Annotated in this window: 17 protein-coding genes and 1 pseudogene; 10 read left to right on the forward strand and 8 right to left on the reverse strand. The window is 70.9% G+C overall.

Going from position 1 to position 22,679, the window contains the following annotated elements:
• The 8 genes from Adu01nite_RS26975 to Adu01nite_RS27010 all read left to right on the forward strand — a co-directional run.
• Positions 1-564, forward strand: a 564-nt coding sequence (locus tag Adu01nite_RS26975; RefSeq protein ID WP_203730533.1) for a fibronectin type III domain-containing protein, incomplete at its 5' end; no start/stop codon positions are given.
• A 218-nt stretch (positions 565-782) separates the two neighbouring features.
• On the forward strand, positions 783-3,350 hold the full coding sequence (locus Adu01nite_RS26980) for a fibronectin type III domain-containing protein (RefSeq protein ID WP_203730535.1): 2,568 nt from the start codon (positions 783-785) through the stop codon (positions 3,348-3,350).
• A gap of 11 nt (positions 3,351-3,361) precedes the next feature.
• On the forward strand, positions 3,362-4,351 hold the full coding sequence (locus Adu01nite_RS26985) for an AAA family ATPase (RefSeq protein WP_203730538.1): 990 nt from the start codon (positions 3,362-3,364) through the stop codon (positions 4,349-4,351).
• Positions 4,352-4,602: 251 nt separating this feature from the next.
• Complete coding sequence (locus tag Adu01nite_RS26990) at positions 4,603-5,730, forward strand: DUF58 domain-containing protein (protein ID WP_203730540.1); 1,128 nt, start codon at positions 4,603-4,605, stop codon at positions 5,728-5,730.
• A 73-nt stretch (positions 5,731-5,803) separates the two neighbouring features.
• A complete protein-coding gene (locus tag Adu01nite_RS26995; RefSeq protein WP_203730542.1) occupies positions 5,804-8,326 on the forward strand; it encodes a transglutaminase domain-containing protein in 2,523 nt (840 codons plus the stop codon).
• A gap of 99 nt (positions 8,327-8,425) precedes the next feature.
• Positions 8,426-10,216, forward strand: a complete 1,791-nt coding sequence (locus Adu01nite_RS27000; RefSeq protein WP_203730544.1) for an FAD-dependent monooxygenase — start codon at positions 8,426-8,428, stop codon at positions 10,214-10,216.
• A gap of 73 nt (positions 10,217-10,289) precedes the next feature.
• A complete protein-coding gene (locus tag Adu01nite_RS27005) occupies positions 10,290-11,384 on the forward strand; it encodes a M4 family metallopeptidase (protein ID WP_203730546.1) in 1,095 nt (364 codons plus the stop codon).
• A 105-nt stretch (positions 11,385-11,489) separates the two neighbouring features.
• Positions 11,490-12,098: a DUF3455 domain-containing protein gene (locus Adu01nite_RS27010; RefSeq protein WP_203730548.1), complete on the forward strand. Its 609-nt coding sequence runs from the start codon at positions 11,490-11,492 to the stop codon at positions 12,096-12,098.
• A 24-nt stretch (positions 12,099-12,122) separates the two neighbouring features.
• On the opposite strand, the gene Adu01nite_RS27015 is transcribed toward Adu01nite_RS27010, so the two are convergent.
• Positions 12,123-12,968 carry an alpha/beta fold hydrolase gene (locus tag Adu01nite_RS27015; protein WP_203730550.1) on the reverse strand — a complete coding sequence of 282 codons (846 nt, stop codon included), beginning with the start codon at positions 12,966-12,968 and terminating at the stop codon, positions 12,123-12,125.
• Between the two features lie 132 nt (positions 12,969-13,100).
• Here Adu01nite_RS27015 and Adu01nite_RS27020 point away from each other — a divergent pair, with 132 nt between their 5' ends.
• Together Adu01nite_RS27020 and Adu01nite_RS27025 are read left to right on the forward strand one after the other, a co-directional pair.
• Positions 13,101-14,045 (forward strand): carboxypeptidase-like regulatory domain-containing protein, encoded by a 945-nt coding sequence (locus Adu01nite_RS27020; RefSeq protein ID WP_203730552.1) that lies wholly within the window; start codon positions 13,101-13,103, stop codon positions 14,043-14,045.
• A gap of 136 nt (positions 14,046-14,181) precedes the next feature.
• Entirely contained in the window at positions 14,182-14,670 is a 489-nt protein-coding gene (locus tag Adu01nite_RS27025; RefSeq protein WP_203730554.1) for a hypothetical protein, read from the forward strand.
• Positions 14,671-14,724: 54 nt separating this feature from the next.
• On the opposite strand, the gene Adu01nite_RS27030 is transcribed toward Adu01nite_RS27025, so the two are convergent.
• The 7 genes and pseudogenes from Adu01nite_RS27030 to Adu01nite_RS49170 form a co-directional block, all read right to left on the reverse strand.
• Positions 14,725-15,285 carry a hypothetical protein gene (locus tag Adu01nite_RS27030; protein ID WP_203730556.1) on the reverse strand — a complete coding sequence of 187 codons (561 nt, stop codon included), beginning with the start codon at positions 15,283-15,285 and terminating at the stop codon, positions 14,725-14,727.
• Positions 15,286-15,350: 65 nt separating this feature from the next.
• A complete protein-coding gene (locus Adu01nite_RS27035; protein WP_203730558.1) occupies positions 15,351-16,049 on the reverse strand; it encodes a DivIVA domain-containing protein in 699 nt (232 codons plus the stop codon).
• A gap of 85 nt (positions 16,050-16,134) precedes the next feature.
• Entirely contained in the window at positions 16,135-16,755 is a 621-nt protein-coding gene (locus Adu01nite_RS27040; protein ID WP_203730560.1) for a TetR/AcrR family transcriptional regulator, read from the reverse strand.
• Entirely contained in the window at positions 16,748-18,730 is a 1,983-nt protein-coding gene (locus Adu01nite_RS27045) for an acetyl/propionyl/methylcrotonyl-CoA carboxylase subunit alpha (protein WP_203730562.1), read from the reverse strand. The genes Adu01nite_RS27040 and Adu01nite_RS27045 overlap by 8 nt, the downstream gene beginning before the upstream one ends.
• An 8-nt stretch (positions 18,731-18,738) precedes the next feature.
• Complete coding sequence (locus Adu01nite_RS27050) at positions 18,739-20,334, reverse strand: acyl-CoA carboxylase subunit beta (RefSeq protein ID WP_438871096.1); 1,596 nt, start codon at positions 20,332-20,334, stop codon at positions 18,739-18,741.
• The gene (locus Adu01nite_RS49165; RefSeq protein WP_438871099.1) at positions 20,331-20,669 is read right to left on the reverse strand and encodes an AtuA-related protein; all 339 of its coding nucleotides are present in this window, start codon (positions 20,667-20,669) and stop codon (positions 20,331-20,333) included. The genes Adu01nite_RS27050 and Adu01nite_RS49165 overlap by 4 nt, the downstream gene beginning before the upstream one ends.
• A 507-nt stretch (positions 20,670-21,176) precedes the next feature.
• Positions 21,177-22,592, reverse strand: a pseudogene (locus Adu01nite_RS49170) (acyclic terpene utilization AtuA family protein); the annotation flags it as partial.
• Between the last annotated feature and the right edge of the window lie 87 nt (positions 22,593-22,679).

Raw genomic sequence — 22,679 nt, forward strand, 5'->3', positions numbered from 1 at the left:
ATCTGGACGCCGCAGAGTCCGGCCCCGCAGTTTCCGGTGCCTCATCCTGGGTATGCGATTGAGGCGACCATCGTTCATCCCGACACGCCCAACGGCGGGTGGGGACAAAGCGGGCCTCCGTACATCGTGGAGGCGGGTGGGGCTTCCGCCTCGTACGGCAAGCGGGGTCTGGGGATTTTTGCTGCCGTTGCGGCTGTGCTGGCCGCTGTGATCGCTGTTGCCGCGCTGGTTTTTGTTCTTGCGAATCGGTCGGACAAGCCTGCGGAGAAGGACGATGTGCCAACTCTCGGGGGATCGCCGCCCAGTGGTGTGGTTCTCAAGGACAGCGGGGCGAGCATTCGGGTGACCTGGAAGGACCCCAGTGACGGGTCTGTTTCGTTCCTTGTCGCGATGGGGCATCCGGGGGAGCAGCTCAAGCCCGTTACCACGCTCGGACCTGGGCAGACGTCCTATGAGGTGCAGGCGCTCAACCCCACCCTGAACTACTGCTTCGCAGTGGTGGCGGTCTATCGGAACAACAAGTTTGCCACCTCGCAGCAGGCCTGTACGGACCGTCCGTCCTGAGAAGTCGATCACGCTCGGCGACCATAGTTATCCACAACCGTGACTTCCGGGTGTCGACAGCTATCCACCTCCCCCTATGATTGCCACCGTCCTTACGGATGGGGGTCCGTCAGAGGGGGAGGATTGCGGTAGTGACCAGCGCAGATAGCGCCAGCACGGAGGGTGTGCGGGTGACCGCGCAGCGACGTAAATGGCGTAGTCGGGGCTACCTCGTCACGATGGGGACCGTCCTTACGCTCGCGGGTGGGCTCGGGTTCACCGTGCTCGGGCTGGGAGCGGCCGATCAGGCCGTGGCCAGCTTCGACGCGGCTTCCTGGGTGTGGTCGCGGTCCAAAGGCGAGGTCGCGCGGATCAACGGCGTGACCGCCAAGGTCGACACGCGTGTCGACGTGCCCAAGGCACGCGGGCATGCGCTCGAGGTGACGCAGACCGATCGGTTCGTGCTGCTCCGGGATGTGAATACCGGTGCGATCGGATCGCTGGATCTGACCACCTTGCAGGAGTATTGGAACTCCACCTCCAGCCCGGGTCTCGGCGTGCGGGTCGCGCTCGACGAGGATTCCGCGTTCGTGGTGGACACCGTGCAGGGCCAGGTGCAGCAGCTCGACCCGCGCACGCTGGGGCCGATCGGTGAGCCGCTGCGCTTCCCGCCGGGCATCACCGGTGGCATCTTCGACGGCAAGGGCAAGCTGTGGATCGCCGCGCCGAGCGAGGGGACCGTCACAGCCATCGCGCCGGCCTCGCTGCCGTCCGATTCGCCCGGCGGTGCCACCGCCGGTGGGCCGCGGATCGTCCGGACCGAGGCGGTTGCGGCCGCCAGTCATGACCTGACCGTGTCCACGCTGGATGACGGGGTCGCGGTGCTCGACCGCACCACCAATCTGCTCGCGACTATCCGCGACGCGGCGCCGGCGGTGAAGCAGACGCTTCCGCTGACCGGGCCGGGCTCGCTCGCGCCGCACACCGACGGGCGATCCGTGCCGGTCACGGTGACCGACTCGCGGCACGTCTATGTGGTCGGTGACCAGGGCGTGCGTGCCGACTTCACGGTTCCCGGCGACGGTGACGCCCTGCAACCGGCGGTGGCGTGGGAGGGCTTCTTCTACGTGGCCGACTCCGACACCGGCAAGGTGCACGTCTTCGACGCGGCCGGCAAGGCGCAGAAGGACATCACGTTCCAGAAGCCGGGCGGCGACCTCGAGCTCGACGTGCGCGAGGGCTACCTGTTCATCAACGCCCCGGGCTCCTCGACCGCCCGGGTCGTCGACGACAACCATGCGGTGCGCACCGTCGACAAGTACGCCGACGACGTGCTCGGCGGCGATCCGCCGGCCACCCCGCCGAACACCGATCCGCCGCCGCCGGAGAAGCCGAAGAAACCCCTGGTGGCCAAGCCTGGAGCGCCGCGCAACGTGAAGGCCGCGGCCGGTAACGCCGAGGCCCGGGTCACCTGGCAGGCGGCGGCCGACAACAACGCGCCCATCACGCGCTACGTGGTGGAGGGCGCCGGCAAGACGTTCCAGGTCGGCGCCGACCAGCGGTCGCTGACCGTGACCGGGCTGACCAACGGCGAGTCGTACCAGTTCGCGGTGCACGCCGTGAACAAGAAGGGCGACGGGCCTACGCGTACGAGTAACAGCGTCAAGCCGACGTCCGAGGTGCCCGACGCGCCGACCGCGGTGACCGCCGAGGCCAAACCGGACGGCACCGTGCTGGTCAGCTGGCCGGCCGCCAACGGGCAGGGGCTGGAGATCAAGCGGTACACGGTGACGGCCATCTCCGAGGGCGGCAGTGCGCCGATCGGGGACGCCACCGAGACATCCCTGACCATCGCGGCGGGGCAATTGGAGTACGGCAAGCAGTACGCGTTCACGGTCGTGTCGGTCAACGAGCGTGGTGCCGGGTCCAAGGCGTCGCCGGTCAGTGGCAGCGTCGTGCCGTTCAACAAGCCGGGCAAGCCGGAGGGTGTCGACGCGGCGACCGTCGCCGAGACGGCCGGCGCGATCAAGGTGACCTGGCAGGCGCCGGCCGACAACGGCAGCGCGATCAGCAAGTACGTGGTGCGCGCGGGCGGGAAGTCGTCCGAGGTGACCGGCGGGACGGCGGTGACGCTGACCGGGTTCGGGGCCGGCGAGACCGTCGCGGTCGAGGTGCGCGCGGTCAACGACGCCGGCGAGAGCGAGCCGGGCACGGCCACCGCCAAGACGGTGTCGGTGCCGAAGGTGACGATCACCGGGGTGGACCCGGGGATCGACACGGCGGCGATCTCGTTCACCGTCGACCAGGGCGGTGGCACGGCGAGCTGCTCGGTCGACAGCTCGGGCACCGGCAGCTCGGCGTCGGGCAGCTGCACGAAGCTGAGCGTGTCGAAGCTGACCGCCGGCACGGCCTACACGTTCACGGTCACCGCCAAGAACGCGGCCGGGTCGGTCACGGCCAGGAGCACCACGACCACCGACTCCCGGTACGGGATCGCCACCTGCAACAACGGCGAGAACGGCGACACCGCGACCTACTGCGACAAGGACGTGTCCGGCCGCAACGGCAACGAGATCTTCAGCGGCACCCAGCAGGACAACGACAACCAGGTCGGCTGGGCCAAACCGGGCACGCGCCTGCAGGCGTACTGCAAGAAGTCCGGTGAAGAGGTGTACGCGTACATCTACAACAGCGACAAGCGCAGCACCTGGTGGATCCAGGTCAACTACAGCGGTAAGAACTACATCCCGTGGGCGTGGCTCAACCTCGAGGGCGGGGACGACCTGAACGACCTGCCGACCTGCTGAGGGGCGCCACCGTGCACAACGAACCGCTGCCGCCGCAGCACATCCAGGGCTTCGCCCAGGTGGCCGCGCAGCTCGCCGACCGGATCGGGACGGTGGTGCTGGGCAAGCCCGAGGTGGTGCGGCTGGCGCTGACCGCGCTGTTCGCGCAGGGGCACGTCCTCCTCGAGGACGTGCCCGGCGTGGGCAAGACGACCCTCGCGCGGGCCATCGCCGCGTCCATCCACGGGCAGTGGCGGCGCATCCAGTTCACGCCCGACCTGCTGCCCTCCGACGTGTCCGGCGTGACCATCTTCAACCAGGCCAGCCGCGGCTTCGAGTTCCACCCGGGGCCGGTGTTCGCCAACATCGTCATCGCCGACGAGATCAACCGGGCCTCGCCGAAGACCCAGTCGGCGCTGCTCGAGGTGATGGAGGAGAAGCGGGTCACCGTCGACGGGGTGCCGCACCCGGTGCCGCAGCCGTTCCTCGTCGTCGCCACCCAGAACCCGGTCGAGATGGACGGCACCTACCGGCTGCCCGAGGCCCAGCTCGACCGGTTCCTGGTGAAACTCTCCGTCGGCTACCCGAGCGAGGACGTCGAGATCGAGGTGCTGCGCGGGGCCGCGCTGCGCTCGCCCGACGCCCTCGAACCGATCACCGACACGGCCACCATCGGCGAGATGGTGAAAATGGCCATGCGCGTGCACATCGCCGACCCCCTTTACGGGTACGCGGTGCGCCTGGCCGCCGCCACCCGAAACCATCCACAGGTCCGCGTCGGGGTCAGCCCGCGCGGGGTGATCGCGCTGACCCGGGCCGCGTGTGCGTTCGCGCTGATCAACTCCCGCGGGTATGTGCTGCCCGAGGACATGAAGGAGCTGATCGGCCCGGTCTTCGCGCACCGCGTGCTGCTGTCGGCCGACGCGCAACTGCGCGGGGTGACCGCGGCCGAGGTGCTCGACGACGCGATCCGCTCGGTGCCGGTTCCGCTGCCCGACAACCGCGTCGCGGCCGGGGCGTGACCGGGGGAGCGGGCATGGCCGGACCATCGCACGAAGCCGGCGACGGCATGCCGCCGCCGGCCGGGGTTACACCGCCGCCCACGGCGGGAAACGCAGGGACAACGGGGACTCATACGCCGTCGCCGGCCGGCAGCGCTCCGCCGGCCGGCGACGGTCCCACCCGCGCCGGTAGCGGTGGCGGCGGTGGCGGTTCTGGCCGCGCAGTGATAGGCAATCGGGCCAGGATCCTAGGACGGCTTGGGCGTGGTGGCATGACCGGGCGCGGGGTCGGGCTGGCGGGCGGTGCGGTTGCGCTGCTCGTCGTGGGGTTCCGCTTCGGGTATCCGGATCTTGCTCTTCTCGGGGCTGCGGCGCTTGTCGCGGTCGTCTGTGGGGTTGTCTTTGCGTTCTGGCGGCCTCGGCTCGGCGTCGAACGGGTTGCCGACCCCGACCGGGTTGCCCGGGGTGAACCGGCTCGGATGACGCTCACCGTGCGGAACACCAGCCGGCTTCGAGCCGCCAACCTTGTCGCCACCGATCGGTGTGGTGGGGAAGCGGTGCCGGTTCCGCTGCTGCGGCTTCGGCCCGGTAAGGACACCACCGTTGACTATCCGGTGCCTACCAGCCGGCGTGGGGTGGTGCCGATCGGGCCGTTGCGGGTCACTCGCGGAGACCCGCTCGGGCTGATCAGCCTGGCTCGGACCTATGGCGGGGTGGCCTCCGTCTGGGTGCATCCGCGGATTCACCTGCTGCGGGCGGTGCCGGCGGGGATGGCTCGCAGCCTTGACGGGCGGATCGACAAGGTGCCGCACGGGACGATCACGTTCGACTCGCTGCGGGAGTACGTGGTGGGGGACGAACTGCGGCGGGTGCACTGGCGGAGCTCGGCCAAGGTCGGCGAGCTCATGGTGCGGGAACAGCTGGACACCTCGGAACCGACCATCGTGGTGCTGCTCGACGACCGGGCCGCCGCTCACCCGCAGGGACGGGACGGGGTTGCCGAGTCGTTCGAGTCGGCCTGTGAAGCGGCGGCCTCCATCGTGGCGGCGGCCGTTCGGGAAGATCTGCCGGTCAGCCTGCACCTGGTTACGGCCGTTCCGAGTGGGCCCTACCTGGATGTGCTCACCGAAGCCGTGCTGCGGCCGGGCGATCTCGACGCCACCCTGCGGCGGATGCGGGCCGGGCGGCTCGGCGACACGCTGGTCTTCCTCACCGGGCCGGGCGGGCGCGGCGACCTGGGCGCCGTCAGCGGGCTGCGTGGGCCGTACCCGGTGGTGATGGCCGGCCTGTTCGGCGACCGCGACGCGGCGCCGGTCTCGGCCGCCGACGGCCTCATCGTCATCGAGGCCGACAACGGCGAGGAGTTCGCGGCCGCGTGGGACGGGGTGCGCGGATGGTGAAGCAGGCGGCATTCGGCCTGGCCTCGGGGCGGCGTGATGCGGAGTTCGCCGCGGTGCGGGGCGGGGTGCGCGGATGGTGAAGTGGGGGCGGTGGAGCGCGGTGGCGGCCGTGCTGGCGGGGATGATCTCGCTGGCGGGGGTCGTGCTCGGTGGGATCTTTGCGGGTTCGCTGATCGTCGAGCTTGTCGCGGGGGCCGCCGTTGGGTCTGTGGGGCTCAGTCTTGCGGCGCGGCGGTTGCCCAACTGGGTGGTGGCGCCTATCTCGGCGGGGCTGCTGGGGGCGTACACCATCGTTGTTCTCCGGGTTGGGGCCGGGCGCGCTGAACTCAGCGAACCGCTTGCTCAGATCGCGCGGGATTCGCTGGTCAATGGGATTCCGCGGCTGCTCACCGCGATGATTCCGGTTGAGCCTGCGCCGGACACCCTGGTGGTGCCGGTCATCGCCGCCTGGCTTGCGGGGCTTGCCGGTGGGGAGATCGCGGTGCGGGCCGGGCGGGTGCTTCTGGGAATGCTTCCCGCGGTCGTGCTCTATGCGGGGGCGCTCTATGTCGTCGGGCCGAACGCCTCCGTGGCGGGGTGGACGACGCTCGGGTTTGCCGGGCTCGCGGTGGTGGGGATGGCCGTGAGTGCGCGGCCGAAGAACGAGACCGAGCTGGCCGGGGTGTCGGCGGCCACCCGGGCGAAGGTGCGTGGGCGGGCTCTTGCCGGAGCGGCGGCGGGGCTTGCGGCGGTGCTGGTGCTGGCGGCGGCGGTCGGGCCCTGGGTGGGCGGTCAGGTGGCGGCCACGCCGGTCGATCCGCGCAAGTATGTGGAGCCGCCGCAGGTGGACAGCCTCGACGAGAGCCCGCTCAACCGGATCTCCGGCTGGGCACTGAGCCCTGAGCAGCGACTGCTCGAAGTGGGCCCGGCGACCGGCAGCGGGGCGACCGGCAGCGGGGCGACCGGCGGCGCGGCAACGGGTAGCAGCGGCGCGGCGACGGGCGGCACCGGCAGCACGGCCGGCGGGACTGCGGGGAACAAGGGCCGGAAAGTGCGGCTTCGGCTTGCGGTGCTGCCGGACTACGACGGGATCACCTGGCGGGTCGGGGCCACCTATCGCAACGCGGGGCGGGTGCTGCCGACTCAGCCGCCGATGCCGGACGCGACCGTCAGCAACGTGCATCAGGAGATCACGGTCGACGGGCTTACCGGGCGGCTGCTGCCGGTGGTGCCGACGCCTACGCAGGTCACCGGGGCCCGGGTCGCCTATGACGCGGCCACCGGCACGCTGATCGGGTCGGAGCAGCTCACCTCGGGGATCAAATACACCGTGGACTCGCAGGTGCAGACGCCCGACTACAACCTGCTGGCGGCCGCCGATGTGCCGTCGGGCGACGCCGTCGCCCGCTATCTGGCCATCGGGGACGACGTGCCCGAGCAGATCACCCGGCTGGCCGAGCAGCTGTCCGACGGCAACGGCGCTGCCTATGACCGGGCCGCTGCCATCGAGGCGTTCATCGCTGAGCACTACCGGAAGGTGTCGGACGCGCCGAGCGGGCATGCGTACCCGAACCTGGCGTTCTTTCTTTTCGGGCCGCGTGGTCAAGGTGGGCAGGTGGGGACGTCGGAGCAGTTCGCGGCGTCGTTCGCGCTGCTGGCCCGGCTCACCGGGTTGCCGTCGCGGGTCGTGGTGGGATTCGACGCGCCGGCCGCCGGTGGCACGGTCACCGGGGGTGACGCGATCGCCTGGCCGGAGGTGTTGTTCGACGGGCTCGGGTGGGTCCCGTTCGATCCGATGCCGAAGTCGAAGAATCCGCGGCCGGTCGAGGAGGACTTCATCCCGAAGCCGACGACCCCGCCGACGCCGCCGTCCGAGGCGCCGACCGTGAGCCAGTCGGCGTCGGCCTCCGCGTCGGCCACCGTGCTCGCTGCCGGTGCCGGCGGTGGTCCGGGCGTGGTGCTCGTCGCCGGGGGGACGTCGGGGTCGCTGCTGCTGGTGCTGCTCGGCGCGGCGGTGGTGATCCTGTCGATGCGGCGTGGTCTGCGCCGGCGCCGGCTCACGTCGGGCACACCCGACGACCGGATCACCGGCGCCTGGACCGAGCTGAGCGATGCGTTGCGCCTGGCGGGCCACCCACTGCCGCGGCATCTCGCGGCGACTGAGGCGGCTGCGTACGCGGCCAGGCCCGCCCCGCCGAAACCCGGCCGTCTCCGCCGCGCCGCGCCGGGCCGGCCGCCGGACGACGCCGGAATGGACGTGTTCGGCACCGCAGGCGGTCCGGGCGACGGCACCGCAGGCGGTCCTGGGACAAAAGCCGACGGCACCGCAGGCGGTCCTGGGACAAAGGCCGACGGCACCACAGGCGGTTTCGGGGCGGGAGCCGGCACCGGCACGCTGGTCGTCGAGCGGCCGGCGGAGAGTGCTTTGCCGCCGCTTGATCAACTTGTTGCCGGGATCAACACGGTCGGCTTCGCGCCCGGGGCCGCCGACGACGGGCAGGCCGAGCAGGCCGGCCGGCAGGCAGTCGCCTACTCGACGGCCCTGCGGGCTCGCCGGTCCTGGTGGCGGCGCGTCTGGTGGAGCGTCCACCCGGGCCCGCTGCGCTGGCACCGCTGAGCCGGCGGCCCTGAGCCGGCGGCCCTGAGCTGGCGGCCCTGAGCCGGCGGCCCTGCGCCGGCGGCGCTGAGGAAGGCCGTCGATGCGTAGGCTCGGGCGATGCAGTTCTATCTGAACGGCTACCGGCCGGGTGATCCGACCGTCGAGGAGCCGCATCCCTCTGTTGCTGAGCGGCCGGACGGGCTGCCCGCCGAGGCCGATGTGCTGATCGTCGGGGCCGGGCCGGCCGGTCTCGTCCTGGCCGCGCAGCTCGCCGCGTTCCCGGAGATCTCCACCGTGGTCGTCGACCGGCGGGACGGCCCGCTCGCGGTCGGGCAGGCCGACGGGGTCGCGTGCCGGACGGTGGAGATGTTTCAGGCGTTCGGGCTGGCGCAGCGGCTCATCGACGAGGCGTACCAGGTGAACGAGGTTTGTTTCTGGCAACCCGATCCGGCCGACCCGAGCCGGATCGTGCGGGCCGGCCGGGTCGACGACGTCGAAGAGGGCCTGTCCGAGATGCCGCACGTGATCGTCAACCAGGCGCGGATGCTCGACTACCTGCGGGAGCACATGGAACGCTCGGCGGCCCGGTTGCGCCCGTTCTACGGACTGCGCGCGGAGAGCCTGGAGATCGGCGACGACCGGGTGGCGGTGACCCTGAGGGACGAGAGCGGCGAGGCCACGGAGGTCCGGGCGCGCTACGTGGTCGGGTGCGACGGGGCGCGCAGTGCGATCCGGTCGGCGATCGGGCGGGAGCTGGCCGGCGACCCGATGAACGTGTCGTGGGGCGTGATGGATGTGCTGGCGGTGACCGACTTCCCGGACATCCGGCTCAAGGCGGCGATCCAGTCGGCGAACGACGGCAGCATCCTGATCATCCCGCGGGAGGGCGGTTACCTGGTCCGGCTGTACATCGAGCTGGCCGACGGCCGTGGTGTCACGCCGGCGACGCTGGTCGAGGCGGCCAACCGGATCCTGCATCCGTACACGATCGAGGTCAAGGACGTCGGCTGGTGGTCGGTGTACGAGATCGGGCAGCGGCTGTGCGACAAGTTCGACGACGTGCCGGCCGGAGCGGAGGCGACCCGGCTGCCGCGGGTGTTCATCGCCGGGGACGCCTGCCACACCCACAGTGCCAAGGCCGGGCAGGGCATGAACGTGTCGATGGCGGACGCCTGGAATCTCGGCTGGAAGCTGGCGGCCGTGCTGCGTGGCACCGCCCGGCCGGAGCTGCTGCACACCTATTCGGCCGAGCGGCAGCGGGTGGCGGCCGAGCTGATCGACTTCGACCGGAAGTTCGCGGGCATGTTCAGTGCCCGGCCGGCCGGGTCCGGTGCGGAGTTCCAGCGGTATTTCGTCACCCAGGGTCGCTTCACGGCGGGGGTGGCCACGCGTTACTCGTCGTCGATGATCACGGGTGCGGGGGCGTACCAGGAACTCGCCGTTGGTTTTCCGGTTGGTATGCGGTTTCATTCCGCGCCGGTGGTGCGCCTGGCCGACGCCAAGCCGGTGCATCTCGGGCACGTGGCTCTCGCCGACGGGGCCTGGCGGCTCTATCTGTTCGCGGACCGGACGCGGGACGGCTTTGCCCGGGTGTGTGCGTGGCTGGGTGCGAACGCGCCCGGGATCGACATCCGCGCCGTCCTTCAGCAGGGGCATCGCGAGGTGGCGCCGGCGGCGATGCCGGCCGTGCTGCTGCCGCGGAAGGGCCGGTTCAGCCTGATCGACTACGAGAAGATCTTCTGCCCGGACCCGCGGCGCGGCGACATCTTCGACCTGCGCGGCGTCGACCGGGACGCCGGGTGCATGGTGCTGGTGCGCCCCGACCAGTACGTCGCCGAGGTGCTGCCGCTGGACGCGACGGCCGATCTGAGCGCGTTTGTCACCCGCTCGGTGGGGCGCGCTGTCTGAATGGGGACTGGTCCCTCGTACCCGGCAATGATCACTGAGAGTATCGGCGCACTGACCAACTTGGGAGTGCGCCATGACTTATCGGATCAACTGCATCACTCCGCCCTACCTCCTGAACCGGCTCCTCGACAGCGATAACGACGTTGTTCGCGAGGCCGCCCTCAACACCCTGCTCACCACCGCGCATTTACGCGGCCAGCGGGAGGTGCGCGGGCTGATCGCCGGGGCGCTCGGCGCGGCCGCCAGCGGCCGGCGCAGCGTCTTCGACTGCGAGCACGGGACCTTCCTGCCGCGCGCCGAGCTGGTCCGCTCGGAGGATGACGCGCCGGTGAAGGACGCGTCGGTCAACCAGGCCTTCGACGGCCTCGGCGCGACCCGGGACTTCTACCGGGAGGTGTTCCAGCGCGACTCGATCGACGGCCGCGGCCTGCGCCTGCTGGGCTACGTGCACCGGGGGCGGCGCTACAACAACGCGTTCTGGGACGGCCAGGAGATGGTCTTCGGCGACGGGGACGGCGAGGTCTTCGGCGACTTCACCGGGTCGCTCGACGTGATCGCGCACGAGCTGGGGCACGGCGTCACCGAGCACACCGCCAACCTCGAGTACCGGAACCAGTCGGGCGCGCTCAACGAGTCGCTGTCCGACGTCGTCGGCTCGATGGTCAAGCAGTGGAGCCGCAAGCAGTCGGCGGAGGAGGCGGACTGGCTGATCGGCGCCGAGATCTTCACCCCGGGGGTGGAGGCCGACGCGCTGCGGTCGATGAAGGCGCCGGGTACGGCGTACGACAACGAGATGTTCGGCAAGGACCCGCAGCCCGCGCACATGGACCACTACGCCGACCTGCCGGACACCGACGAGGGTGACAACGGCGGGGTGCACATCAACTCGGGCATCCCGAACAAGGCGTTCTACCTGGTGGCGACGGGTATCGGCGGCTTCTCGTGGGAGGCGCCGGGGCACATCTGGTACGAGTCGCTGCGCGCGTCGACCTCGACCACCGACTTCCAGGGCTTCGCCGACACGACGTTCCGCAAGGCCGACGAGTTGTACGGCGCCGGCAGCGCCGAACAGCAGGCGGTGCGGTCCGCGTGGGATGCGGTGGGCGTCCGGGTCACCACCACGCCGACGCTGGCGCGAGGATTAGGTCGAACGGCCAGTCCAAAGTGAACAAACGGGTAACAGAATAGTTGACCTTCATCCGTTGCCGTCGACGGCTCGTACGGAGGGGGGTGGGTAGGGGCCCACACACACCTTCCTCAGGGGGATAACTCCATGCTCAACACACGTCGCTCACGTGTCCGCGTTCTCGGTGGGGCCGCCATGGCCGCCGTCGTGGCGGGGATCGGTGCCGTCAGCTACAACGCGTCGGCGGCCGAGGTTGCCGCCCCGGCCGCGGTCGGGGCGGACGCCCGGGCCGTTTCCATCCCGCTCATCGCGGACGCGATCAAGCCGCCGGCCAAGTCGAAGCCGATCGGCGCGTTCTTCGTCACGAAGGGCACCCAGAACTACACGTGCGTCGTCGCCGACGGTGCCACCACCGGCGCGTTCACCGGCAAGTCGACGCCGGAGGCGCAGCTTCTCGGCACCGGCGGCCGCATCCACCACTTCGGCGGCCCGAGCTGGCAGTCGCTGCGGGACAACTCGCTGATCACGGCCGGTTCGCCGGTGCCGTCGCCGCGTACCGGCACGATCCCGGAGCTGCTGCTGACCGTCACCAGCCACACCGGCGCCGGCCTGCTCGCCAAGGCCGACTACATCAACCGCCTGCTCACCTCGGGCGGCGTCGCGCCGACCGGCTCGTGCACCGCGGGCCAGGTCGTCAAGGTGCCCTACGGCGCCGTCTACGTCTTCTGGGACGACCCGGCCACCGCGCCGGTCTGATCCTCGGCGCGCTGCCGTGCGCCATCAGCGCACGGCAGCGCCGCGGGGGGCGATCCGGTCGAGGGCAGCCTCGGCCAGGGCGATCGGCGCCTGATCCGGGATCCAATGGGTCACGCCGGCGAGCTCGACGAACCGATAATCCGCCTTCACCCAGTCGGCGCAGGCTTCTGCCGCGGTGCGGCCCATCGCCAGGTCACCGTCGCTCCAGACGTACGTCGTGGGCACCGCGACCGGGCCTACGCCCAGGTAGTCGGGTTCGGCCATCGCCGCGTACCACCGAAGCGCCGCAAGCAACGCACCCGGCTCGCGCATCGGCGCCACGTAGCGTTCGATGCCCTCCGGGCCGAGCCCGGACCCGGAGAACATGCGGCGCAGCCGCCGTTGGTCGTCGGCGAGAAGAATCCCGGCCGCCCGCTCGGTCTCCCGGAACAACTCGGCGTACGAGAACCGGTCCTGCTGGTCGGCGTCGTCGGTGAGGGCCTGCCACAGCGCCGCCGGATGCGGGACCGAGACGGCGGTCAGCGTGCGCACCCGCTCGGGGTGCCGGACGGCCAGCTGCCAGGCGACCAGCGAACCCCAGTCGTGGCCGATGACGTGCACCTCGGCCAGGCCCAGCTCGTCGAGCACCGCGGCGGCGTCGTCGGCGGCCTCGACCGTCCGGTACGCCTCGACCGCGTCCGGCCGCGCACCCGGTGAATAACCCCGCTGGTCGATCGCGATCGTCTGAAGCCCGGCCGTCCACAGGGCGGGCTGCACCGCGGCCCACTGCCGGCTGTTCTGCGGGAAACCGTGCAGGAGCAGAACCGTGCCACCGCCGGCCGGCCCGCCGCGGAAAACGTCGAAGGTGAGGCCTCGTGCCCGGACTCGCATCGTCGCGCTCCTGACAGTTACAGAGTGGACACTCCCGGTTTCGTGCCGACCCCCGCGCCGACGGCCCTGACCCTACTCCCGCCGTCGATAGCGTCCCCCTCACAGCAACTACACGGGGGAAGGAACCACCCAATGTTCAAGTCCGTCATCCTGGCCGCAACCCTGGTGGGCGTCGCCGCGGCGCCGCTCGTCGCCTCGCCCGCCCTGGCCGGCAACTCCACCACCGGCAACCTCGCCGGCGCCGTCCGGGACACCCGCGGTGCGGTCGTGGCCGACGCCGACATCACCATCCTCGTTCCGAACTCGCCCAACATCGCGGCGCAGACCCACACCGACGCCGCCGGCAAGTTCCGGGTCACCGGTCTGGACGCGGGCGGCTACGACATCCAGATCGACCGGGACGGCTGGTCCGAGTGGGCGCCGGGCCGCGTCGACGCTCCGGTCGAGTACGCCGTCCGGGCCGGCCGCACCACCAAGGCCGACAGCGTCGTCTACGCCGCCGGCAAGGTCACCGGGAAGGTCACCACCGCGACCGGTTCGCCGGCCGCCGGGGTGGTCGTCAACGCCGAGGACGACGAGCACGCCCGGAGCTTCGACGGCGTCACCGCCGCCGACGGGACGTACTCGCTGCGGGTCGCCCCGAACGAGACGTACGTGCTGCGTTTCACCGACGGCCGGCTCCATCAGTTCGCCCCGCACACCACCGACCGGGACGCGGCCACCCGCTACACCGTGCGCTCCGGCCGGACCGTGCACGTCGACGACCAGCTCCTCGAGTCGGCGACGCTGACCGGCACGCTCACCGACGCGACCGGTGCGCCGGCCGCCGGGGTCCGGGTCAGCTACGTCAACATGAACGCCAACGAGTACTCGGCGACCACCGACGCCAACGGCAACTACACCATCGACAAGCTGCCCGCCGGTGACTTCAAGGTCTACTTCCGGACCGTGGACGGCCAGATCCAGTGGGCGTACCAGAAGCTCAGCTACGACGAGGCCGAGACCTTCACGGCCGCGCTCGGCGGCACCACCACGGTCAACGACCAGCTGCTGCCGGTTCCGGCCGCGGTGAGCTAGGTTCCCTGCGCATCGCCGCCCCGGACCGCGATCTGGTCCGGGGCGGTTTCCGTTATCCGCTCGTTATGAACCAAAGGCCCTTCAGGCGCATCGCATTGAAGGACAGCACATCCGAACTTCACCAGGGACATAAAAAATGCGCACCTTCGCCGTTGCCGCCGCCGTCTTTCTCGCCGCCGCCTCGCTCGCCGCCTGCGACTCCTCCGTCGACACCGTGGACGGCCAGGCCGCGCCGGTGACCGCTACGACCACCGCCGCCGCCACGACCGCGGCCACGACCGCCGCCGCCACCACGACCACGCCGGCCACCGCCACGTCGAGCTCGGCCAAGCCGCCGGCCGCCAAGAGCCCCTGCCCGGTCACCGCCGCGGTGCTCGACAAGGCGCTGAAGAACGACGCGGCGTGGACGGACCGGGTGCCGAGCGACACCCACCTGACCGAGGTGACCTGCACCGGTGGCTGGGCGACCGGAATGTCCATCGTCAAGGACGTCGACCCGGCCGGGATCCTCTTCAAGTACAACACCGCCACCGGCGCCTGGAAGCCGGTCAACATGGGCAGCGGCGGCTACTGCGACGGCTTCACCTCGGTGGCCGTGGCGACGAAGCTCGGCAACGGCTGCTGAGCCGGTCCGGGGTAACGGGGGGGCGGGCGCCGGCCATCTGGCCGGCGCCCGTTGTTATGTGGTGGCCGACTGCACGAGGCCGACGATTTCCTTGGTGAGCGGCGGTGGGGTCCCCGCGCTGGGACACGTGTCATACCGGACCATCTGATAATTGACGATCAACAGATAGATGTACGTGTCGTTGCAGCGGCCGGTGGTCTCCTTGCGATCCGACTCGGTCTTGATCCGCGGGTCGGACGCCAGGCCGGTGAGCTTGCCCAGGTCGCCGATGTCGAGCTTGCCGCTGTCCTTGGCGCCCTTGGAGGTGTCCTTCTCCCAGGTGCCGTCGGCCTTGACGGTGATGGTCTCGGTGATGCCCGCGATGCCGCCGGTGCGCACCAGCTGAAGACCGTTGAAGCCGCTGCCGGCCGGGTCGGAGGACCCCGGGGCGGCCGATGGCGACGGCGGGGTGGGGCCCGACGGCCCGACGGGGGACGGCGCGTCGGGCGACGAGGGTGCGGCCGCCGACGAGGCGGCCGGGGCCGAACCGGGCGTCGCGGACGGCTTGTCCTGCGTGCAGCCGGCCAGCGTCACCAGCAGCAGGACGGCGCCCCAGCGCCGGAACTGATCGATCATCATCTCCCCCGTCGGATTGACGGCCGAACATATTCGGCGGGGATCGATGCTGTCAATGCACCGCCTCAGGCGATACCGCCGTCCGGCACCCCGTTCAGCTCCTGCAGCTGCTGGTTGACGTGGTTGTTCAGCGCCGTGTGGTAACTCTGCGCGAGCTGGCCCAGCCGCTCGATCTCCTCGAGCATCGCGGTCCGCTTCACGCCGATGCTGCTGATCGCCTCGGAGTGGTTGCGCCGCGCGTCGCTCTCGATCGTCGCCGCGTTCAGCTGCGCCTCGCTGGTGACCTGCTCGGCCTTGCCGCGGGCGGAACCGATGATCTGGTCCGACTCGGCCTGTGCGTCGCGCATGTGGTCGTCGGCGGTGCGCTGCGCCATCATCAGCACCCGTGCGTTGCGGTCGTCGTCGACCGGGGCCACCGGGACGAGCGCCGAGTTGCGGCTGCGCTCCAGCTCCGACTGCACGTTGCGGGCATTCTGCTCGGCGCGGGCGCGGGCCTCCTGCAGCCGGTCGAGCTGGTTGACCAGGTCGTTGAGCTCGGCGTTGAGCTGCATGTTCGTCTGCGTGGAGCTGGGGCCGCCGCCGAGGCCGCCGCCACCGCCGCGCTGCAGCGTGTCCTGCAGGACGTTGTTCTCCTCGAGCAGACGGATCAGCTCCTGCTCGACCTCGTCGAGAAAGGCGTCCACCTCTTCCTCGTCATATCCACGCTTGCCCATGGGCGGCTTTTTGAAGGCCATGTTGTGGATGTCTGCTGGCGTGAGCGGCATCGTGGTCCTCGGTTCGGCGGTCGGCGTACAGGCTGCGGCCCGAAATATTACGCAACGCTGCTGAGAGCCGGGGACGTGGGCGTGATCACTTCGCGTGCGAATCGGGCGAAATCGGTTGCAGAGCGGCCGCCAATTGCGTCGACCAGGCGCGAACCACCCGGGCGCGTCGCCGCGAGTCGTCGGTCAGAACGTCGGCCAAGGCGAGGCCACGGGCCATGTCGAGGGTCGCCTGGAGGAGAGCGCGGACCTCCGGGTCGGTGTCATCGACACCGAGTAACCGAACTGCCCGCAGGTGCACGCCGCGCGCAAAACGGCGTTCCAGCGGGACCACCGCGGCCCGCAACTCGGGGTCGGCGGCGGCGACCGTCCAGACCTGCAGGGCCGCCCGGAACAGCTCGCCGCCGATCGTGTCGACCAGGCCGGCGACGACCCGGTGCACCCGTGCGGTGCCGGCGCCGGTCGGCTCGGGCAGCGCGTCGAGCAGCGCCGCCCGCTCCTCGAACATGAACTCCAGCGCCCCCAGGATCAGCGCCTCCCGGGTCCGGTAGTGGTGCTGCACGGCGCCCCGGCTGAGCCCGGCCTCGGCCGCGATGAAACCGACCGTGGACGTCTCCCAGCCGTGCGTGGCCAGGCAGCGGATGGTGGTCTCCAGCAGGCGCTGCCGGGTGGCGCGGCTGCGGTCCTGCTTCGGCCGGACGTCAGTCATCGGTCACCACGGCCAGCGGCGTGCCCTGGGCCACCTGCCGGCCGACCCGGACCGGCAGTTCGGTGACCGTGCCGGCGGCCGGGGCCCGCACGGCGTGCTCCATCTTCATCGCCTCCAGCCAGACCAGCGGCTGACCGGCGGTGACGGTGTCGCCGACCGCGACGGCGACCCGGACGACCGTGCCGGGCATCGGGGCGATCAGGGCGCCGGCGGGCATCCGGCCGGCCGGGTCGGCGAAGCGGGGGAGGCGCCGCAGCTCGGCCGAGCCCAGCGCACCGTCGACCACGACACGGTCGTCGAAGCGGGCGACCGCGAAGGTGCGCCACACGCCGTCCAGATCCAGCACGACCTGGTCTTTCGTCGCCTCGACAAGCGTTACCGGCGTTGCCGGCGGACCGGCCGGGGCCGCCGCCGAGCCGCCGTCGCTGCCCGCCGTCGATTCGCCTCGGTCGACCGTGAGACCGTCCCGGTCAAATCGGTATTTGACCGAGATTTCGCTCACGCCGATCGCGTAGCGGCGCTGCCGGAAGCCCACCGAGATGTTGCGGAATCCGCTGCCCAGGCCGGGAAGCAGCGGCCCGCGCTCGGCGGCCGCGTCGGAGACGGCGGCGATCAACGCCGCCAGCGACGGTTCGAGTCCGGTGCCGGCGAGCAGATCGGCCGGAGGGTTCTGGGTGTAAAAGCCGGTATCGGCGGTTCCGGCCAGGAAGTCCGGATGCAGCAGGCTGGCGACCAGCAGGTCCCGGTTGGTGGTCACGCCGTGCACGCGGGCCCGGCGCAGGGTCGCGGCGAGCTGCCGCGCCGCCGTCTCCCGATCATCTGCGTACGCGATGACCTTGGCCAGCATCGCGTCGTAGTGGATCCCCACCACGCTGCCGTCGGCCACCCCGGAGTCGACCCGGATGCCGTCCGCGGCCGGCACGTCGAAGCGCACCACCGTGCCGGTCTGCGGCCGCCAGTCCGCGGCCGGGTCCTCGGCGTACAACCGGGCCTCGATCGCATGCCCGGTCATCGCCGGTTCCCGGCCGGCCAGCGGCCGCCCGTTCGCCACGTCGAGCTGCAGGCCGACCAGGTCGACCCCGGTCACGCACTCGGTCACCGGGTGCTCGACCTGCAAGCGGGTGTTCATCTCCAGGAACCAGAACCCGCCCGCCTCGTCGGCCAGGAACTCGACCGTCCCGGCCCCCCGGTAGCCGACCGCGGCGGCCGCCGCCCGGCCCGCCGCGAGGAGCCGTGTGCGCAGGTCACCGCCGAGCCGGTCGACCAGCGGCGACGGCGCTTCCTCGATCACCTTCTGGTGGCGGCGCTGCAGCGAGCACTCCCGTTCGCCGAGCGCCCAGATCGTGCCGTGCTCGTCCGCCATCACCTGCACCTCGACGTGGTGCCCGCCCTCGAGGTAGCGCTCGCAGAACACCGTCGGGTCGCCGAACGCGGCCGCCGCCTCCCGGGCCGCCGAGGCGAGCGCATCCGGCAGCTCGGCCAGCGTGCGGACGACCCGCATGCCCCGCCCGCCGCCGCCGGCCGACGCCTTGACCAGCACCGGCAACTCCTTCTCGCCGATCTCGCTGATGTCCAGGCGGTCCAGGATCGGGACGCCGGCCACGGCCATCCGCCGCTTCGACTCGATCTTCGAGCCCATCACCTGGATCGCCTCGGGCGTGGGACCGATCCAGATCAGTCCGGCGTCGCGGACGGCGTACGCGAAATCGGCGTTCTCGCTGAGGAACCCGTAACCGGGGTGGATCGCGTCGGCGCCCGCCTTGATCGCCGCGGCGATGATCAGATCGCCGCGCAGGTAGGTCTCGGCCGCGGTCTCGCCGGGCAGCCGGACGGCGCTGTCCGCCTCGCGCACGTGCGGGGAGCCGGCGTCCGGGTCGGCGAAGACCGCCACCGTGGCCAGGCCGCGGCGGCGGCAGGTGGCGAAGACCCGCCGGGCGATCTCGCCGCGGTTGGCCACCAGCACACTCGTGATCATCGTCCGCCTCACATTCGGAAGACGCCGAAGGCGTCGGTGCCCTGGACCGGCGCGGAGTGGATCGCGGACAGCGCGACGCCGAGGACGTCCCGGGTGTCGCGGGGGTCGATGATGCCGTCGTCGTAGACCATTCCGGACAGTACGAGGGGCATCGATTCGGCGGTGATCTGCTGCTCGATCATCGTGCGGACCACCTGGGCGCCGTCCTCGTCGAACGGTTTCCCGCGGGCCATCGCCGACGCTTTCGACACCAGATAGGTGACGTCGGCGAGTTGCTGGGCGCCCATCACCGCCGAGCGGGCACTGGGCCAGGCGAACACGAACCGCGGATCGTAGGCCCGCCCGCACATGCCGTAATGCCCCGCGCCGTACGAGTTACCGATCAGCACCGACACGTGCGGCACCGTCGAATTCGACACCGCGTTGATCATCATGGCGCCGTGCTTGATGATGCCGCCCTGCTCGTATTCCTTGCCGACCATGTAGCCGGTCGTGTTGTGCAGGAACAGCAGCGGGGTGTGCGACCGGTTGGCGAGCTGGATGAACTGCGCGGCCTTCTGCGCCTCCGCACTGAACAACACGCCCTGCGCATTGGCGAGAATGCCCACCGGATAGCCGTGCAGCCGCGCCCATCCGGTCACCAGCGACGTCCCGTAGAGCGGCTTCACCTCGTCGAAATCGCTGTCGTCGACGATCCGGGCGATGACCTCCCGCGGATCGAACGGCGACTTCAATCCGGGCGGCACGATCGACAGCAGATCCTCGGCCGGAAAACGCGGCGGTTGCGCCGGGGTGGGCGCCGGCCCGTCCTTGTGCCAGTTGAGCCGGGCCACGATCCGCCGCCCGATCCGGATCGCGTCCGGTTCGTCGATGGCGAAATGGTCGGCCAGCCCCGACACCCGGGCATGCATCTCCGCCCCGCCCAGCGACTCGTCGTCGGACTCCTCGCCGGTCGCCGCCTTGACCAGCGGCGGCCCGGCCAGGAACACCTTCGACCGCTTCTCGATCATCACGACGTGGTCGCTCATCCCCGGCAGATAGGCGCCACCGGCCGTCGAATTGCCGAACACCAGCGCGATCGTCGGAATCCCCGCCGCCGACAGCCGGGTCAGATCCCGGAAGACCGCCCCGCCCGGAATGAACACGTCCTTCTGGGTGGGCAGATCCGCGCCCCCGGATTCGACGAGGGCGATCAGCGGAAGCCGGTTCCGCAACGCGATCTCGTGCATCCGCAGCGTCTTGCGCAACGACCACGGATTGCTGGCGCCGCCCTTGACGGTCGGATCGTTGGCGACGATCAGGCATTCGACGCCGCTGACCACGCCGATTCCCGCGACGACGCTGCCACCGACGGCGAACGGCGAGCCGTAGCCGGCCAGCGCCCCCAATTCCAGAAAATGCGCGTCGAGGTCGAGGAGCAGTTCGATGCGTTCCCGGGCGGTCATCTTCCCGCGGGCCTGATGCCGGGCGACGGCCTGCGCGCCGCCGCCGGCCACCGCTTTCGCGGTCTCGGCGCCGATGCCGGCGAGCGCTTCGAGCATCGCTTCCCGCGCGGCGACGGCATCCGCCCCGGCCGGATCGAGCGTGGATCGCAGGACGGTCACAGTTCCTCCAGCAGCGATTCCGGAATGTCCACGAGCCGCGACCGCAGCCATTCACCGAGCCCTTTGGCCTGCGGATCAAACCGGGCGTTGAAGGCAACGCCCTCCCCGAGCAGCCCCGACACAACAATGTTGACGGCCAGAAGATTCGGAAGCCGGGTGATCGCGATCGGCAGCCCCGCGGTCTCCGGCAGCAGTTCCCGCAGAACCTTTTCGGTCAAAAGCCCAACCAGCCAGGTGTACGCCGCCGGTTGACGCACCCAGACCCCGATGTTGGCGTCCCCGCCCTTGTCGCCCGACCGGGCCCCGGCGATCGTGCCGAGCGGCAGCCGCCGCACCCCGTGCCCGTGCTCGCCCTGCTCGGCAGCGATGTCCGTTCCTGCCCGTTCGGTGGCGCCATCAGTCCCGGGCGGCCCGGCGGGGATGTCCGTCCTAGCCCGTTCGGTGTTGCTGGCCGTCCCGGGCGGCCCGACGGCGATGTCCGTTCCGGCCCGCCCGGCGGCGCCATCCGTCCCGGCGCGCTCCGCGCTGCCAACCCCATTCAATATTTCCGATTTATCGGGAAAAGAAGGCTCGTTGTTGGTCTCTTCAGAATTTGGGTCCGGCCCGTCTGCGAGCGTCGCCCCCGTCTTCCTGGATGTCGGGGTGTCCGCAGCGATTGAGGCCCCAACTTCCTGGAAATCGGGGCGGCTCTGGCTCGGGAGGATCCCCGGCTCGTTGTTGGTCTCTTCAGAATTTGGGTCCGGCCCGTCTGCGAGCGCCGCCCCCGTCTTCCTGGATGTCGGGGTGTCCGCGGCGATTGAGGCGCCAACTTCCTGGAAATCGGGGTGAGTCTGGCTCGGGAGGATCCCCGGCCCGAACAAGGGCGAGAGGGGTCTGGTTTCGGCGGGTGGGGCGATCGGCTCGGTGGTGCCGTCGTCGTGCAGCACCTCGTGGGCCACCGTGGCCTGCGGGACGTAGCCGGCGGTGAAAACGCCGTAGGGGTGGGCGCGGCCTGGTGGGGTGGTGCTGAAGAAGCCGGGGTAGGAGGCCAGCGCGACCTCGACCGCGGCGTTGGCGAACGCGCGGCCGGCCTTCTTCTCGTCCGGGTCGCGGGCGACGACCGTGAGCAGCGCGGACGCTTGCTGCTGGGTGGGCGCGTCGGGGGTGTCGACCCGGGACAGCGACCACGTCAGGGACGCCGGGCGGGCCGGGAGGCCGGCCTCGAACTGGTGGCGGAACAGGTTGGCCTTCGCCTCGATGTCCAGGCCGGTCAGGACGACCGTCATCTCGTTGCGGAAGCCGCCGACCGCGGTCAGCGAGACCTTCAGGTCCGGCGGGGGAGCCTCACCGCGTACCCCGGAAATCGCCACTCGATCGGGGCCTTCCTGCTGCAAGGACACCGTGTCGAGGCGGGTCGTCACATCGGGGCCTGCGTAGCGAGCGTCCTGCACCTCGTACATCAATTGGGCAGTGACCGTGCCGACGCTGACGGCGCCGCCGGTGCCGGGGTGTTTCGTGATGACCGAGGTGCCGTCGTCGTGGATCTCGGCGATCGGGAAGCCGGGGTGCCGGAGATCGTCCATCTCGGCGAAGAATGGGTAGTTGCCGCCGGTGGCCTGGGTGCCGCACTCGAGGACGTGCCCGGCCACGGTGGCACCGGCCAGACGGTCGAAGTCGGTGCGCCCCCAGCCGAAATGCGCGATGGCCGGCCCGATCACCAACGACGCGTCGGTGACCCGCCCGGTCACCACGATGTCGGCGCCGGCTTCGAGAGCCCGGGCGATCCCGAACGCACCCAGATAAGCGTGCGCCCCCAGCGGCCGGCCGAAGCTCCGCTCCGCCGTGCCCGGGAGCCGGTTGGGGTCCTGCCCGCCGTGACGGTCCTGGTCCGCCGGGGCCGACGGCCGGCCGGTGGCCCCTGCGCCGAAGCTCTGGTCCGCCGGGGCCGACGGCCGGCCGGTGACGCCGGCGCCGAAGCCCAGCTCAGCGGCGCGCGGGGTGAGGTCGTCGCCGCGGATCAGGGCCAACCGGGCCGGTAGGCCGAGGGCTCGGATGGCTGCTGCCAGGCCGGACGGGTTGACGCCGCCGGCGTTCGTGACGATGCGGACCCGGCGGTCCAGGGCCAGGGTCAGGCAGTCGCGCAGCTGGGTGAGGAACGTGCGGGCGTAGCCGGTTGCCGGGTCGGCGGCGTGGTCGCGGGCGAGGATGAGCATGGTCAGCTCGGCCAGGTAGTCGCCGGTCAGGACGTCCAGGTCGCCGCCCTCGAGCATCTCGCGCATGGCCGCGAGCCGATCGCCGTAGAAGCCGGAGCAGTTGCCGATGCGCAGCACCAGGTGACAGTGGCACAGCCCGGAAAAACAAGCAAG

Source organism: Paractinoplanes durhamensis, assembly GCF_016862175.1.
Classification (GTDB): Bacteria; Actinomycetota; Actinomycetes; order Mycobacteriales; family Micromonosporaceae; genus Actinoplanes; species Actinoplanes durhamensis.

Coding starts and splice junctions, on each gene's coding strand:
- Adu01nite_RS26980 (WP_203730535.1), top strand. CDS start 783: ATGGGGACCGTCCTTACGCTCGCGGGTGGGCTCGGGTTCACCGTGCTC.
- Adu01nite_RS26990 (WP_203730540.1), top strand. CDS start 4,603: ATGACCGGGCGCGGGGTCGGGCTGGCGGGCGGTGCGGTTGCGCTGCTC.
- Adu01nite_RS26995 (WP_203730542.1), top strand. CDS start 5,804: ATGGTGAAGTGGGGGCGGTGGAGCGCGGTGGCGGCCGTGCTGGCGGGG.
- Adu01nite_RS27000 (WP_203730544.1), top strand. CDS start 8,426: ATGCAGTTCTATCTGAACGGCTACCGGCCGGGTGATCCGACCGTCGAG.
- Adu01nite_RS27005 (WP_203730546.1), top strand. CDS start 10,290: ATGACTTATCGGATCAACTGCATCACTCCGCCCTACCTCCTGAACCGG.
- Adu01nite_RS27010 (WP_203730548.1), top strand. CDS start 11,490: ATGCTCAACACACGTCGCTCACGTGTCCGCGTTCTCGGTGGGGCCGCC.
- Adu01nite_RS27015 (WP_203730550.1), bottom strand. CDS start 12,968: ATGCGAGTCCGGGCACGAGGCCTCACCTTCGACGTTTTCCGCGGCGGG.
- Adu01nite_RS27020 (WP_203730552.1), top strand. CDS start 13,101: ATGTTCAAGTCCGTCATCCTGGCCGCAACCCTGGTGGGCGTCGCCGCG.
- Adu01nite_RS27025 (WP_203730554.1), top strand. CDS start 14,182: ATGCGCACCTTCGCCGTTGCCGCCGCCGTCTTTCTCGCCGCCGCCTCG.
- Adu01nite_RS27030 (WP_203730556.1), bottom strand. CDS start 15,285: ATGATCGATCAGTTCCGGCGCTGGGGCGCCGTCCTGCTGCTGGTGACG.
- Adu01nite_RS27035 (WP_203730558.1), bottom strand. CDS start 16,049: ATGCCGCTCACGCCAGCAGACATCCACAACATGGCCTTCAAAAAGCCG.
- Adu01nite_RS27040 (WP_203730560.1), bottom strand. CDS start 16,755: ATGACTGACGTCCGGCCGAAGCAGGACCGCAGCCGCGCCACCCGGCAG.
- Adu01nite_RS27045 (WP_203730562.1), bottom strand. CDS start 18,730: ATGATCACGAGTGTGCTGGTGGCCAACCGCGGCGAGATCGCCCGGCGG.